General features: G+C 34.5%; 16 protein-coding genes. 2 read left to right on the forward strand and 14 right to left on the reverse strand.

From position 1 onward, the window contains the following. Positions 1–67: 67 nt before the first annotated feature. The 12 genes from B8977_RS08600 to B8977_RS08655 form a co-directional block, all read right to left on the reverse strand. Positions 68–856 carry a GLPGLI family protein gene (locus B8977_RS08600; RefSeq protein ID WP_084017301.1) on the reverse strand — a complete coding sequence of 263 codons (789 nt, stop codon included), beginning with the start codon at positions 854–856 and terminating at the stop codon, positions 68–70. Positions 857–917: 61 nt separating this feature from the next. Further along, complete coding sequence (locus tag B8977_RS08605; RefSeq protein WP_084017302.1) at positions 918–1,502, reverse strand: GLPGLI family protein; 585 nt, start codon at positions 1,500–1,502, stop codon at positions 918–920. A gap of 89 nt (positions 1,503–1,591) precedes the next feature. Continuing rightward, the gene (locus B8977_RS08610; protein ID WP_159447475.1) at positions 1,592–2,353 is read right to left on the reverse strand and encodes a GLPGLI family protein; all 762 of its coding nucleotides are present in this window, start codon (positions 2,351–2,353) and stop codon (positions 1,592–1,594) included. A 63-nt stretch (positions 2,354–2,416) separates the two neighbouring features. Continuing rightward, positions 2,417–2,623 carry a heavy-metal-associated domain-containing protein gene (locus B8977_RS08615; RefSeq protein WP_084017304.1) on the reverse strand — a complete coding sequence of 69 codons (207 nt, stop codon included), beginning with the start codon at positions 2,621–2,623 and terminating at the stop codon, positions 2,417–2,419. Continuing rightward, positions 2,620–3,093 carry a hypothetical protein gene (locus tag B8977_RS08620; protein WP_084017305.1) on the reverse strand — a complete coding sequence of 158 codons (474 nt, stop codon included), beginning with the start codon at positions 3,091–3,093 and terminating at the stop codon, positions 2,620–2,622. The genes B8977_RS08615 and B8977_RS08620 overlap by 4 nt, the downstream gene beginning before the upstream one ends. After that, on the reverse strand, positions 3,090–3,428 hold the full coding sequence (locus B8977_RS08625; protein WP_084017306.1) for a phosphoribosylpyrophosphate synthetase: 339 nt from the start codon (positions 3,426–3,428) through the stop codon (positions 3,090–3,092). The genes B8977_RS08620 and B8977_RS08625 overlap by 4 nt, the downstream gene beginning before the upstream one ends. A gap of 144 nt (positions 3,429–3,572) precedes the next feature. Further along, the gene (locus B8977_RS08630; RefSeq protein ID WP_084017307.1) at positions 3,573–4,484 is read right to left on the reverse strand and encodes an NHL repeat-containing protein; all 912 of its coding nucleotides are present in this window, start codon (positions 4,482–4,484) and stop codon (positions 3,573–3,575) included. An 84-nt stretch (positions 4,485–4,568) separates the two neighbouring features. Further along, positions 4,569–5,057, reverse strand: coding sequence for a hypothetical protein (locus tag B8977_RS08635; RefSeq protein ID WP_084017308.1), 489 nt, complete (start codon positions 5,055–5,057; stop codon positions 4,569–4,571). A gap of 26 nt (positions 5,058–5,083) precedes the next feature. Further along, positions 5,084–5,560 (reverse strand): hypothetical protein, encoded by a 477-nt coding sequence (locus tag B8977_RS08640; protein ID WP_084017309.1) that lies wholly within the window; start codon positions 5,558–5,560, stop codon positions 5,084–5,086. 12 nt (positions 5,561–5,572) lie between these two features. Beyond that, on the reverse strand, positions 5,573–6,058 hold the full coding sequence (locus tag B8977_RS08645; RefSeq protein WP_084017310.1) for a hypothetical protein: 486 nt from the start codon (positions 6,056–6,058) through the stop codon (positions 5,573–5,575). Between the two features lie 20 nt (positions 6,059–6,078). Next, positions 6,079–6,522: a hypothetical protein gene (locus tag B8977_RS08650; protein WP_084017311.1), complete on the reverse strand. Its 444-nt coding sequence runs from the start codon at positions 6,520–6,522 to the stop codon at positions 6,079–6,081. Positions 6,523–6,553: 31 nt separating this feature from the next. Further along, positions 6,554–7,951 (reverse strand): cellulase family glycosylhydrolase, encoded by a 1,398-nt coding sequence (locus tag B8977_RS08655; RefSeq protein WP_084017312.1) that lies wholly within the window; start codon positions 7,949–7,951, stop codon positions 6,554–6,556. Positions 7,952–8,066: 115 nt separating this feature from the next. Between B8977_RS08655 and B8977_RS08660 the strand changes: the two genes are divergently transcribed. Beyond that, positions 8,067–9,095, forward strand: coding sequence for an LLM class flavin-dependent oxidoreductase (locus B8977_RS08660; RefSeq protein WP_084017313.1), 1,029 nt, complete (start codon positions 8,067–8,069; stop codon positions 9,093–9,095). On the opposite strand, the gene B8977_RS08665 is transcribed toward B8977_RS08660, so the two are convergent. Both B8977_RS08665 and B8977_RS08670 read right to left on the reverse strand, forming a co-directional pair. Continuing rightward, a complete protein-coding gene (locus B8977_RS08665) occupies positions 9,092–9,772 on the reverse strand; it encodes a response regulator transcription factor (protein ID WP_084017314.1) in 681 nt (226 codons plus the stop codon). The two genes, B8977_RS08660 and B8977_RS08665, sit on opposite strands and share 4 nt — an antisense overlap. A gap of 7 nt (positions 9,773–9,779) precedes the next feature. After that, the gene (locus tag B8977_RS08670) at positions 9,780–11,732 is read right to left on the reverse strand and encodes a tetratricopeptide repeat-containing sensor histidine kinase (protein ID WP_084017315.1); all 1,953 of its coding nucleotides are present in this window, start codon (positions 11,730–11,732) and stop codon (positions 9,780–9,782) included. 203 nt (positions 11,733–11,935) lie between these two features. Here B8977_RS08670 and B8977_RS08675 point away from each other — a divergent pair, with 203 nt between their 5' ends. Further along, complete coding sequence (locus B8977_RS08675) at positions 11,936–13,621, forward strand: T9SS type A sorting domain-containing protein (RefSeq protein WP_084017316.1); 1,686 nt, start codon at positions 11,936–11,938, stop codon at positions 13,619–13,621. Positions 13,622–13,707 lie beyond the last annotated feature (86 nt).

A 13,707-nucleotide genomic window follows, 5' to 3' on the forward strand; every position in this document is an offset into this window, starting at 1 on the left:
TTAGTAATAAAAATTGGAGAATTGTTACAATAAAGGCAAAACTCGAAGTTTGAAACACACATTTCATTTAATCTTTATCCACGCCGCCGCCGTACATTTCTTTCATTTTTTCCATTTGTTCCTTATTCCATTTTGTAAATTCATCCTGAGTTAATTTTTTTCCTTTTTTTGGACGTTCAATTCCTTTTTTATCATTTATCACATTGAGTGAGATTGCTTTGTAAGAAATTTTTCTTTTTCCTTTTTGCTGAGAATCAGAATTAATTTCTATTTCCATAATTAATCCCGGAAGACCGCTATAGACATCAGGACCATCTTTGTATGTTAGTTTAGGAGCATACCAGGCAATGATATTTGTAATGCTGTCCGCAATTGCTTCTGCTTTGCGTACTTCGTACCCTAAGATTTCTTTTGATTCTCGCGTAATTTTCCAATCATAATTCTGTAGAGAATCAGAAATAAGAAAATCCTGATTAAAACTGGAAACAGCTTTCAAAGAAATTTTTTCTTTAAGATTTTTATAAGTAGTTCCTCCGCCGGATGAGATTTTTATTTGCATACCGCCCTCAGAAGGTTGGTCGTTGGTTACTTTTTCTACTATTTTGAACTCGGATTCGTCTGGGGTTAATATCAAATTATAATAAGAAGGTTTGTTCATTGCTTCTTTTAATTTGTCCTCCATTTCTTTGTTGGCCCCGATTTTAGTATTTGAACTACCGCCATCAGTAGTTGTAGTCATTACAAAACCTTTATTGACATCGAATTCTATTCTGGATTCATATTCTACAATTAATTTTTCTTGAGCAAAAAGAGACATTGATGTCAAGATTAAGAAAGGAATTAAATACTTTTTCATAACTATATTTTTAGTTCAAATTTAAACTAATTTTTTAGTTTGACAAATTAATTGAAATATTTTAGGGTTTTGCGGGATCTGAGATTGTCTTTGTGTTTTTGGATAAATCAACCGCTATTGCGGTAAATGTAGTACGTTGTTTTTGTCCGTTAATTTTTTCATTGACTTCAATTTCAAGAATTAATCCGGGAAGCCTGTGGTAATTTTCGGGTCCGTTTTGGTACGTCATATTAGAATACCAAGCCGTAACTTGTTTTTCCGCTCCCAAATCTAAAATTGCTTTTTTGACGGAATATCCCAAGATTTTTTTTGTTTCAGGTTTTAAAACCCAATCTAATTTCGGGAGAGAATTGTGCACATATTCACCTGATTCCAACTGTTGGGTGTAAGTGTTGGTTTCCATATTTTTATAAAGGAAATTTGTAGGTATGTACTTGCTCTCGTCAAAATTTTCTGTAACCAAGAAATATTCTGAAACGGTTTTGGTTAAATTCAGATAATAAAGAGTAGGAGCGTCCTGGGTAACTTTTGTGGAATCCTGTACATCAAAAACCTTAGTTTCTTTTTTATAAATTACATTTAATTTTGGTTGTGCAGCTAATTGCAGAGATGCAAATAGCAGAAGTGCAGCAATAAATCTTTGCATAAGTTTAAGTGTTTGATTATTACAAACATAAAAAAAATGACAGATTATACAAAACCTGTCATTTTTTTATTTTTATATGTTATTAATAATTATTCCGTATCAACACCGCCACCATACATTTCTTTCATTTGTTCCTGAAGTTTTCTCATTTCTTCGTAGAACTCTTTTTCAGTAATTTCCTGACCTTTTGACGGTTTGTTAATTTTGATTTCTTCCTCCTTTACAGCAATATTTTTAGCTGTGATGATGATTCCTGATCCGTTCATTTCAAATTCAGTTTTCAAAATTAAACCTGGTAATCCCCAAACTCTGTCCGGACCATCCTTCATGTTTAATTTTGGTGTATACCAAGCTGTTACAGGAATTGAATCATTCATAACTCCTGTAGCTTTCATTGCATCAAAACCAGCAATCTGAACTTTTTCTTTGGTAATTTTCCATTTGATATCCTGCAATTTATCTTTCATCAAATAAGCTTTCCCAACGTCATAAGGCTTCAAATAAAATCCTTCTTTGATGTTTTTGTACAAAGGTTCTTTGTCCATCGCGGTGATTTGTTGCAAAATCATTCCGGCAGCCGACTGGTCGTTATTGATTTTTTCCTGCATTTTATACTCAGATTCCGAACCATTTGTTTTTAGTTTATAATCGATGAAAATTCCTTTCTGGATTTCCTGTTTTAATGGTTCTTCAACCTGAGAACGCCACTGAGCCGGAACATTTTTGATGATTTCTTCGAAATCAAATTTCATTTCCATCTGGTAATCAACTTCCAAAAACTGAGGTTTGTCTTGTGCGTTCAAGACTACTCCTGAAAACAAAACTGCAAAAGCAAAAAAGAATTTTTTCATATTAAATATAGTTTTATTCATTAGTGTAAAATCTGGACTGAATGTTACAATTTAAACTAAAAATTATGCCACATTTATTTGAAAACCTGCTTTTTTCACCGCTTCAATGATTTCTTGTTCAGATACTTTATCCGAATCTACTGTTAAAATTTTATCAGGATTTTCGGTATCTACTTTCCAGTTGATTCCTTCTATTTGATTTAAATGTGGCGTGACAGATGCAATGCATCCACCACAATTGATATTTGTTTTAAATTTCATTTCTTTCATTTTTCTTTTTCTTTAAATGGTGTCGAATGGAGCGCTTGTATTCTCCATCCATTTTTATCTTTGATGAACATAGCTGTTTCAATCCAATGAATTTTGGCGATGCTCGTTTCATTCATTTTTATGTCGGCATAATTGTGATAAGCAATCCAGCCTGAATTATTATCAGAGTGACTTTTGAGAAATTCAAAACGGTTGATGCGCTCAAATTTGTGCATTTTATTTTCTTCACTTTGAAATCTGGATTTGATGTCATTGATGGCAACTTTTACGGAATCATTGTTCCAAATCTCGCCGTCCTCGAGCAAAAGGAAATCTTCTGTATAGTATTTTGAAATTTTGGATTCATCCATGTTTGACCAAATTTCCTGAAAAGAATTTTCAACCAGTTTTTTGAATTCTGATTCATTTGCGGATTGGGCAAAAGAAACCGAAGCCAACATTAAAATTAAAATCGTTATTGTATTTTTCATTTTTCTAAATTTCTGTTTAAGTGTTCAACTAATTTGGACGAACGGTAACCAAAATCTGCGCCATAACTATTGATGACAATTCCTTTAATGTCATGAACCGGAGAGGAAATCGCAAACAAAATACTTTCATCACCGGGGTCTGTCATGCCTTCAAATCTGTATACTTCATCAATTTTAAATTCTTCCGGAGAAAGTTCGCGGGCTGTACCGTCATTATTTTTACAGATCAAACAATCTTTTTCGGTTTCTATCAGGAAATCTGTCGTATAACCTCTTTTAATCAAATCATTTACTGCCTGACTCAGCGTGTCGTAATCATATTTGTTCGAATCCATAAAGTGAAGTTTTTTAGCCATTTCAAATTTAATGAATTAATCCATTCAGAAAATTACCCCATTTGGATTAAATTTTACATAAAAATGGGAATCCGATTCCACGAATTCCCATCCCGATAATGAAAAACAAAATGAGTATGAGTTTTATTGTAAACTTAAAATATTGATTTTATCCAAATCATGAGCAGTTAAAAGCAGTCCGACTTGCGGATAATATGCCGTTGCAAATGAAGCGTTTAGTCCATCTTTGGTTTCCATACATTCTTCAGAGAAAATTTCTGCAGAAATAACTGTTAATTTTTTTGAAGTGGGAGAAGTGACATACAAGTTTCCATCGTGAAGTGTGATGTCCACAGGGTTGATGACGTTTAAATTTTGTATAGTTCCATCAGCTTTAGAGCGTTTTACCACTTTATTTTCAGCAAATTGTACATAATAGAAATTTTCCTCATCAGCAGTGATAGCTTTTACGCTTCCATTGGTTGGAAATTCATTTTGAATTACATAATTGGGGCTTGCAGGATTTTGAACGGAAACAATTCTACCGTTTCCATCGTCTGCGATGTATAATTTACCATTGTCAAAAGCAATTCCTCTCGGGTTGTTTAAATTTCCCTGAATGGTATGGCTGTAAGTATATCCATTTTGGTTTTTCAGATAAACAGCAATTCCGGCCACTTGTTCTGTTTCAGCTATGAAGAGATTTCCGCTGGTGTCAAAAGCAGCTCCCTCTGCAGCCACATTGTTAAAAGTTAAAACTGGAGGCTGGTTGTTTGCAAATACGGTATATGAAGTCCATATTTTAGTTACTCCCTGGGAACCATATCCTTGGTCAAACCCGTTGTAAGTTGTAATCGCGATGCGCCCATCAGCAGAAACAGCAATTGCACAAGGATTGATGAAATCTTTGTTTGCAGAATTCGTTATATTTGGTATTGTACAAACTACGGGATCCGGATTGTTGTCTAGGTTAGGAGTGGAGTCATCGTCTGATTTACAAGAGATGATTAATCCAAAGAGGAATAATGACAGGATTGAGATTTTTGTATTTTTCATATTTTTTATTTTAATTCTACAGCAAACTTATTTTTAATCCGATTGAGGTTGATGTGGCTTTTGACGAATGGTAAGTTTGGGTTTTTATTCAGCAGAAATAAATTCCCACTTAAACTTTTTGTCATTTTCTAAAGGTTCAAATCTGATTTCATCGAAATAATCATGGTAACTTCTCATTGCATCGCCTCTCAGAGTTTTGCTTTTGATGTTCCATTGAGTGCTGGAATCGCTGACTTTTTGCAACGTAAATGAACTTTTCTCGTCGATGTAAGGCGTATGGTCACGGTTGGGTGGATATGGTTCCAAGTAAAATTCACTTTCATAAAATTTAAACAAATAGCTTCCGTCTTTTTGGGGAATCACTTCCCATTTTTGCATACCGCTTTTAGTAAATTTCTTGAGAAATACATTGCTTCGAACCGATTCATGTATCGGTTCCAATGCCAGTCCGTTTGCGTTGACGATGTAGTAAATTCCTTTTTTGAGTGCGGCATCATTTTTTACTTGTGCTTCCAATCCGCTGAAAATCCCGATTGAAAATAGTATTGCGATGATTAATTGAATTGATTTCATAATAATTGATTTTAATTAAATTAATATTATCCTCTTTCTTGAAAAGAACCTTGGTAATGACCGATTGCCGTTCCCTCCGCTGTTTCCAATTCAAAATCAACTGTGATATTGCTGCCTGAGATATTGATGGTGATCTCGCCGCCAATCAATGGTTCGCCCAATGCTTCTACGAAATGATTGACAATGCTTCCGCTCCAGAAATGGGAATTGGGATCGAAATTTTGGTCAATGACATGGAAAGTATAACTCCCATCAAGTCCTTCGAAATACACATCTCGAAAATTGACCTGTGCTCCATCGTAATAAATATCATCGTCAAAGATGTAAAGAATTACACCTTCTTCGGGAACATTGTAAAATTCAACACCATTTAGAGAAACTTCGTTTCCTTTGTAGCTCATTTTGTTGTTTGCGTTTCCGTTGTTGTCAGAGGCGGATTCATCGTCGCTTTTGCAGTTGATTACCAGCAATAAACTGCAAAGAATTAAAAAGATATTTTTCATAAAATGTTGTATTTAATTGTTTTCGATAAAAGATCCTTCAAAATGTCCTGTTGCAGGACCAGCAGAAGTTTCTACTTCAAAATCTATTTTGATGCTTTCTCCGATGACTTCCACTTTGACAGTCCCACCGATAATGCTGTATTCAAGCGTTTCGTCTTGGTTCTCTAAACGATGGTTGATGATTGCTTTGTAGAAATTTTTCTGAGGATCATATTGTGGGTCATTGGGGTTGTTGTGAAAAGTATAAATTCCGCCTAATTCTGATATTTCAATTCCTGAAAAATGAAATTTAATTCTGTCATAAACATTTTTACCTGTTAGATTAAAACTTATTTCGTTTTCTTCAAAATCGTAATAATAACAGTAATCTTCCCACATAGTTTCACTACCTCTAAAAACCATTTTATTTTCCAGAATTTCTCCGGTTGTTGCATCATCGTCACTTTTGCAATTGATAATTAGAAATAAGCTGAAAAGGATTATAAATAAGTGTTTCATAAAGTTAATTTTGAATTAAATTAAAGAGAGCCTTTGTAATAACCTTTGACAGAGCCGGATACACCCAATCCTTCAAATTCAAATTCAAGCATTATTGTGTTGTCGTCAACATTAACACTCACGTTACCTGCTGAAATCAACATATCTGTATTGGGCAAATTCATCACAACATGACAATGTAAATTGGAATTAAAAATTTCATCTTCTCTTTTTATAGTGTAATTCCCTTCAACGTTTTCTATATCATGACTTAAAAATCTAATTATAAAACCGTTATCTTCTTGGTTGACAATTCCAGTGAGGATAATATCAGCTCCATCGTCCAATAATTCGAAATCGATTATCGGAAATTCTTCGCCATTGTAAGTGATTTTATTTTGTGCAGACTCAGATTTAGAATCATCATCATCTTTACAATTTACAAGCATCAATGTGCTCATCAGTATTAATAATATTTTTTTCATGATATTTAGAATTTTAAATTCAACCAAAAATTTATTTTTTAATGATTTTAAAGGTTTCGATTCCTTTGTCAGTTTGAATTCTCACGAAATAAATTCCGCCGGATAAATGTTGTGTATTGATGGATTTTTCTTTGGATTGAATTAATTTCTTTCCGTCTGCACCATAAATTTCCACATTCAAAACATTTACTTTAGAATCAATATTTAAAACATCTTTGAAAGGATTTGGATAAATTGATATCATTTCAATTTCTTGATTTTCATCAATTGACATTCCGTCACATTCTCCATTTATCAATTTATAAGGTCTTATGGAAGTTGTTGAAACTGCATTGGGGTGCGTATTGATGAACACTTGACCATCTGCAGTCAGATTTGCAGCCAAACCATTGGTTGTTATGTAAAGCGGACTCGTCGACCCCGGTTCGATTCTCCCCCACCACCAAATCAAATAACCGAAATTATATTGCGCGCTTAGTGTCAGTAACAATTCATAATTGATCGGCACAACATTATTTCCCTGCGTTTCATCGTGGGCAATTTCTCCCAAAACAATCGGCGCATTTACGCTGGCAAGTGCTGTCATATATTGAGTCATTTGCGCATCGCTTACCTGAACTGCATTTCCGCCTGCAGGCCAATAAGTATGCACACTGAAAATCAATTTATGAAGCGGATCAGCCGCCATCAAATCCGCTCCGTGATTCACGAAAAAACGATGGTCTTTTCCCCAGTGCATCCCGTCAATCATTATTGGACAATCAAGTCCTGCGTTGCGCAAAATATTTATAGCTGCAACGTTTGCTTCGTAATAAGTAGTTTGTTCTCCGGCGGTTGGCGGATAATTGGAGCTGCTTGGTTCATTGGCAATATTAAGTATCAAATATTTTTGATGTGTTTTTAAAACATGCAAAATTTCCGGTTGTACCCACCAGTTTGCAGCAGTTGTGAGGTCAGCCATCGGATTTGCGCTGCCCGTAAAATCATGCAGTTCTACGATTGGAATCATATTATTTGCAAGTGTGGCTTCAATCATAGTTGTCAGCTGAGCAGCAGTTGTAGGTACTTCCACACAAGTATAATTGGGTGGCGGGAATGTGCAGTATTCTCTGTCGACTACGAGTCTTACAGCATTAGAACCAGTTTTTTCAATTTCTGCTATTTCTCCAACTCCAAAATCTGAAACATCATAAATATTTCCGTGATTGAGTCCTTTTAAAATAATGGTTTCTCCGCAGTCATCTTTCAACGATTTGCCATCGACCGTCAAAAGAGAATTCGGATATTGAGCCAATCCAAAAGTGCTTAACACCAGCAGGAATATTGAAAAACCCTGTAATTTTTTTGTAGAATAATTTTTCATGATGGATATTTTTGTATTTGTTAGAATTAATTTCTCTGACAAATCTAATGACCAACCTAATCCCATAAATTCAACTTTTTACGAACTGTAAGATTTGATTCATGTATGGCAGTTTGCCGAACTTATCATTCATCAATGTGGTTGATTTAATTCTGAACTAAATTTGTATAAAAATTAAGCTATGGAATTAGGAATAGGAATGTTTGGCGATTTGACTTTTGACAAGCAAACGCAGAAATTTCAGTCCAACAGTCAGAAATTTCAGGAATTGATCGAGCAGGTAAAATTAGCCGATGAGACTGGAATAGATGTTTTCGCATTGGGTGAGCATCATCGTCCCGATTATGCAGTTTCCACCCCCGAGATTGTTTTGTCGGCACTTTCGACTGTGACCAAAAATATAAAATTAGCAAGCGGGGTGAGCGTTATTAGTTCGGCTGATCCTGTAAAATTGTATCAGGATTTTGCGACTATAGATTTGATTTCCAATCAGCGAGCAGAAATTATCGCAGGGCGTGGAAGCTTTATCGAATCCTTTCCGCTTTTTGGATATGATTTAAAAGATTACAATGAATTATTTGAAGAAAAATTAGATTTATTGCTCAAAGTCAACCAAAACGAAAATCTTTCTTGGGAAGGAAAACTCAGAACTCCATTGCAAAATCAAACCGTTTATCCGCGTGCCGAAAGAGAACTGCCAGTTTGGATTGCAGTAGGTGGAACACCTGAGTCGGTATTGCGCGCTGCAAAATTAGGTTTGCCGATAATTTTTGCCATCATCGGCGGGATGCCGAAACAATTTAAACCTTTGATTGATTTCTACAAAGAGAATTACAAAGTGTATGGTCACGATGTAAACAAAATGCAGGTTGGGGTTCATTCGCATACATTTTTGATGGATTCAGATGAAGAACTTTTAGAAAATTATTTTCCATATTACGAATCACAAATGAACCGAATCGGAAAAAGCCGTGGCTGGGCACCTTATACCAAAATGCAGTTCCAGGGCGGTATGGATCCGGAAGGTGCACTTTTTATGGGAGAACCTAATAAAGTTATCGATAAAATGATTTCCACAATTGAAATGTTTGGATTGACTCGGTTTGTAGCACATATAGATGTTGGCGGACCCACACACAAAGAAATGATGAAAGCTATCGAACTTTACGGAACTAAAGTTTTACCGGAAGTTAGGAAAGCATTGGCTTAAAATTTATTTTCCTGATTAATAGAAACCAAATTTTCTTTGATGGCGTATTTCATTAATCCAACAATGGATTTGGTTTTGGTTTTCATAAAGATATTGCGGCGGTGGGCTTCAACGGTTCTTTCACTTATAAAAAGTATTTCTCCTATTTGCTCATTGCTGTATTCTTTTGCAATCAATTTAAGTACTTCCAATTCGCGCGAAGATAATACAGGTTTTTTTTCTTCCTTTTGTTCCATCAAATCATCTGGGCTCATCAGGTTATCCATAATGATATTCTGAGTGCTCATACTTAGGTATTTACCGTTTTTGTGGACAGTTTTTAATGCTTCGATGACTTCGCTCATATTGGTACGTTTCAGTACATAACCTGAAGCACCTGCTTTGATCATTTTTGTAATAATGGATATATCATCGTGCATAGTCAAAGCAATTACTTTGGTATCTGGATAAAGTTCTTTGACTTGTTTAGTAGCTTCAATTCCCGAAATATCAGGCATATTCACATCCATAAAAATAACATCGATGGTATTGTCTTGTAAAAAAATCAGTGTTTCTTCCAGAGAATTGGCCCCGGCAACAAATGCTACATCTTCTTCATCTTCGAGCAACGACTTTAACCCTTCTATCATAAGTTGATGGTCATCTACAATTAAAACTCTGATTTTTTCTTCTGTCATAATTCTTTTACTTGAGTGGAATGAAAATACTTATAATCGTTCCTCTATTTATTTTTGAATCAATGTGTAAATTTCCGTTTAGGTTTTCCACTGCCGATTTTATATGATAAAGACCGAAACTGGACTGCTTTTTTATTTCCTCTATATCAAATCCTTTTCCATTGTCCTCAGCCATTATTGTAATTTGATTTTGATCCTGGGCGATTTGTATAAATAATTCCGTTGCTTCAGCATGTTTAATTGTATTATTTACAATTTCCTGTATAGTTCTGTACAAAACATTTTCAATGAGATCATCAATTTTAGCATCTAAACCAAATGTATCGAAAGTCATTTTTAAACGTGAACTTTGATTGATGCGGTCAGAAATATTTTTCAAAGCTCCTTTTAATCCATATTCAGAAAGCAGAGAAGGAGCAAGGTTGTGAGAAATCGTACGTACTTCTTCAAATGCATCATCGATGCTTTCCATAAGGGAATTTAACAATTCATTCTTTTTTTCTTCAGTTATGTCTTTTCGTTTATGAAGTACACTAGCATTGAGTCCGGCCAATGAAAGCAGATAGCCCAGGCTATCGTGCAGTTCCTGTCCGATTCTTTTTCTTTCCTGAATTTCAGCTTCCAGAGCGGCCTTTGATTTTTTTTTGGTCAGTTCAATGACGGTTGTTTGAAGTTTTACTTTTTGTTTGTGTCGGTGGTTTCTGTAAGCAAGATAAAACCCAATCAGCACCAATAAAAAAACGAGAGAAATAAAGAAAAGTAAACTGTTTTTATTACTGATTGCCATTTCTTTCTTTTCCAGTTCCAGATGCTGCATTTTATTGAGCTGGCTGAGGTGATTGAATTCTACATCATAAATCTGATTGACGACAGTTTGATTTGTAAGTTCTTGCTGTGATTTTACGTGTTCTTGAAAATTTATCAGGCTTTTTTCAAATTCATTGTTTGCTTTATATACATCGGACAACATGTGGTGGGCTTCACTTTTCAGTACTAGGCTGTTTTGTTCTTTGGCAACATGCATGACTTCGTGAGCAATGTTTAGAGCCGAATCTATTTTATCCATACTGAGAAAAACTCTACCCAGTCCTACTTTGGAAATAGAAAGCTGATGAGAAAGATTTGCTTTTTCTGCAATCTCAATGCTTTTTGTATAGGCATCGTAGGCTTTTTGTTTTTCCTTTGAATTCAAATAAATATTTCCCATTATCTGGTAGGAAATGCATAAACCATATTGGTTATTAACTTTTTCAGAAAGCGCTATTCCGTTTCTTAATTCTTCTAATGCCTGTTGAGGATTTTTTTCAGAATAGCATATTGCCAGATTATTTAAAACAGAAGCGACCAATATAGTATCCTTGTGTTGAACTGTAGAATCCAATGCTTCTTCAAAAAACTTCAGAGCTTTTTCATGATTTTGGAGATTTAAATATATGACGCCAATATTATTGAGAGTTCCTATTTTTTTATCTTTATTTTTTGCCAAATCATAATTATCTAATGCGGCAAAATAATATGTGTAAGAAGTTTTGAAATTACCGATTTCATTGAAAATCATTCCAAGATTATTATTTAAATTGGCAATCTCATTGTAATTATTTGTTTCTTCTGCAATGTTGAGTGCCTTATTATAATACTTAATTGCTTCGGGATAATTGGTTTCAAATACGTAAGAAGAACCTATATATTTTAGTAGTTTTATTTTGGAATTTAAATCTTTAGGAGAAATCTTTTTTAATAAATCAAAGCATTTTTCTCTTGTAGCCAATGGCGCTTCATATGTCTGTTTGTGAAGTTCTTCAAATATTTTTTCGTTCAATTCATTAATTTTCGAACTGGATTTGGATGAATCTTTTTCAGGCTGATTACAAGAAACATTAATCAAAATTAAACCTGCAAACAAAAATACAATTGCTTTGCTCAGTTTTATTTTGCATATAATTATGTTAGTGTAACTCATTTTTGATTAAATATATAGATGGCAATTTTCTACAAATTTGGAATTAAAAATAGAATTTTAATCAGGATAATGCTTCAAATTAAAATATTTAAGTGTCAGCACTTAATTTCATGCTATATAAAATAGCAGTAATCCCCAATTGTCGTAAACTTTTAATTAAACTTAATTTGTAGAACATTGTTTCACATAAAATTACACATGAAATGAAAAGATTTTTTACAAAATTATTAATCCTTCCTTGTTTGATGTCAGCAGGATTTCTTTCTGCACAAGACGTCTTATTTTCAGAAGGTTTTGATTACACTCCAGGACCACTTCCATCCCAATGGATGATTGAAGCAGAGCAGCCACCGGGATGGTCCATAAACAATTCACAGATTTCCGGAGGCACCGCACCTGAACTATATATGACGTATGGTATGCAAGTAGGATTGAGCCGTTTGGTCTCACCGGTAATAGACGTTGCGGGTTATGAGAAATTAGCTATCCGATATAAACAATATTTAATCAACTATCTGGGAGATTGGGGGGAAACCATTGGAATGGATGTGACCTTTGACGGAGGAGCAAATTGGCAGCCGCTTTGGGAGAAACCACTTGGCTTATTAAACATTCCTCAGGATGAATTTTCTTATTTCGTGACTGCTCCGACAGGTGCTACAGAAATGAAGATTGCTTTCCGATTTGAGGGAAATAATCAGGGAATCAATGGTTGGGCAATAGATGATATAATAGTTGAAGATGCTACAAACAATGATCTGCTTGTTACCAATATTACCGCAAATACGACTCCAAAAGTAGGAGAACCGTCATTTTTTATGGCTGAGGTTCAAAATGGAGGAAAGACCACACAAAGTAATTATACTGTTAAGTTAATGACGGAAGAAAATGCGGGACTGGCTTCTGCTATAGGTCAGCCAGTTGAATTTGGTGAAAAAGCATATATAATGCTAAATACTTGGATTCCTTCAGAAGGACAAATCGGAACTCATAAAGTTTATGCAATAGTAGATTTTGCACAAGATGAAAATTCGGATAACAATCAGTCAAAAAGTGTAGTCATAGATGTTGTTCCATCTGGAACTGAAAACGTACAAATCGGAACAGGATCCTATACTTTGCAACATTCTATTCCTTATAATTTTTTTAATTTGAATAGTTTATCACAGTCCATGTATTTGTCAAGCCAAATCGGCGAAGTGGAAGAATCTTCTTCTATTACCGGTATTCAGTATACTTGCCAGTTTGACGAAGACGTACAAGATGTCCCGATCCAGATTTATTTGGCTGAAACTACTCAGACAGATTTAGCAAATGACTGGGTAGATCCTGCAACTTTTACTTTGGTTTATGATGGGTTGATGGATTTTCAAAAAGGTCTTAATTCTCATTACATCGAATTGGATACACCATACGATTATCAAGGAGGAAATCTTGTGATTTATTCTAATAAAACATATTCCGAGCAAGTATTATGGTCAACATTTATCAGTACATATGATGAAAATACAATCTATTCCAGAATGATTGACTGGGCTTCTGAGCCATATGATCCTATGAGCCCACCAGACGGATACATGGTATTTTATACCCCAAATATCAATTTATTTTTCTCGTCAGGGCAGATGTCTGTTATCGACAATGATTTAAACTCTTTTTCTTTGAGCGTTTATCCGAATCCTGCATCAGAAATAATAAATATAAAATCCCATAATGAGGATACAATTTTAGAAGTGCAATTGATTAATTCTTTAGGACAAATCGTTTCTAAAAAATCTGTAAATGACAAACAAACTACATTGAACGTTAAGGCGCTTAAGGCTGGTTTCTATTTGGTTCAGGTTAAGACTTCAAACGGATTCATCACAAAGAAATTTATCAAGAAATAAATAATTTACTCATAATGTTAATTTAAATGATAATCCGGTTCAGTAGAGCCGGATTTTTTGTGGAATAAATGGATTTAACAAAATAG

This window comes from Moheibacter sediminis, from assembly GCF_900176425.1.
Taxonomy (GTDB): Bacteria; Bacteroidota; Bacteroidia; order Flavobacteriales; family Weeksellaceae; genus Moheibacter; species Moheibacter sediminis.

What these genes read in the sequence shown, in the direction of transcription:
- B8977_RS08625 (WP_084017306.1), bottom strand. Translation starts at nt 3,428, where the DNA reads ATGGATTCGAACAAATATGATTACGACACGCTGAGTCAGGCAGTAAAT.
- B8977_RS08645 (WP_084017310.1), bottom strand. Translation starts at nt 6,058, where the DNA reads ATGAAACACTTATTTATAATCCTTTTCAGCTTATTTCTAATTATCAAT.
- B8977_RS08610 (WP_159447475.1), bottom strand. Translation starts at nt 2,353, where the DNA reads ATGAAAAAATTCTTTTTTGCTTTTGCAGTTTTGTTTTCAGGAGTAGTC.
- B8977_RS08665 (WP_084017314.1), bottom strand. Translation starts at nt 9,772, where the DNA reads ATGACAGAAGAAAAAATCAGAGTTTTAATTGTAGATGACCATCAACTT.
- B8977_RS08630 (WP_084017307.1), bottom strand. Translation starts at nt 4,484, where the DNA reads ATGAAAAATACAAAAATCTCAATCCTGTCATTATTCCTCTTTGGATTA.
- B8977_RS08640 (WP_084017309.1), bottom strand. Translation starts at nt 5,560, where the DNA reads ATGAAAAATATCTTTTTAATTCTTTGCAGTTTATTGCTGGTAATCAAC.
- B8977_RS08615 (WP_084017304.1), bottom strand. Translation starts at nt 2,623, where the DNA reads ATGAAAGAAATGAAATTTAAAACAAATATCAATTGTGGTGGATGCATT.
- B8977_RS08670 (WP_084017315.1), bottom strand. Translation starts at nt 11,732, where the DNA reads ATGAGTTACACTAACATAATTATATGCAAAATAAAACTGAGCAAAGCA.
- B8977_RS08655 (WP_084017312.1), bottom strand. Translation starts at nt 7,951, where the DNA reads ATGGGATTAGGTTGGTCATTAGATTTGTCAGAGAAATTAATTCTAACA.
- B8977_RS08620 (WP_084017305.1), bottom strand. Translation starts at nt 3,093, where the DNA reads ATGAAAAATACAATAACGATTTTAATTTTAATGTTGGCTTCGGTTTCT.
- B8977_RS08650 (WP_084017311.1), bottom strand. Translation starts at nt 6,522, where the DNA reads ATGAAAAAAATATTATTAATACTGATGAGCACATTGATGCTTGTAAAT.
- B8977_RS08600 (WP_084017301.1), bottom strand. Translation starts at nt 856, where the DNA reads ATGAAAAAGTATTTAATTCCTTTCTTAATCTTGACATCAATGTCTCTT.
- B8977_RS08635 (WP_084017308.1), bottom strand. Translation starts at nt 5,057, where the DNA reads ATGAAATCAATTCAATTAATCATCGCAATACTATTTTCAATCGGGATT.
- B8977_RS08605 (WP_084017302.1), bottom strand. Translation starts at nt 1,502, where the DNA reads ATGCAAAGATTTATTGCTGCACTTCTGCTATTTGCATCTCTGCAATTA.
- B8977_RS08660 (WP_084017313.1), top strand. Translation starts at nt 8,067, where the DNA reads ATGGAATTAGGAATAGGAATGTTTGGCGATTTGACTTTTGACAAGCAA.
- B8977_RS08675 (WP_084017316.1), top strand. Translation starts at nt 11,936, where the DNA reads ATGAAAAGATTTTTTACAAAATTATTAATCCTTCCTTGTTTGATGTCA.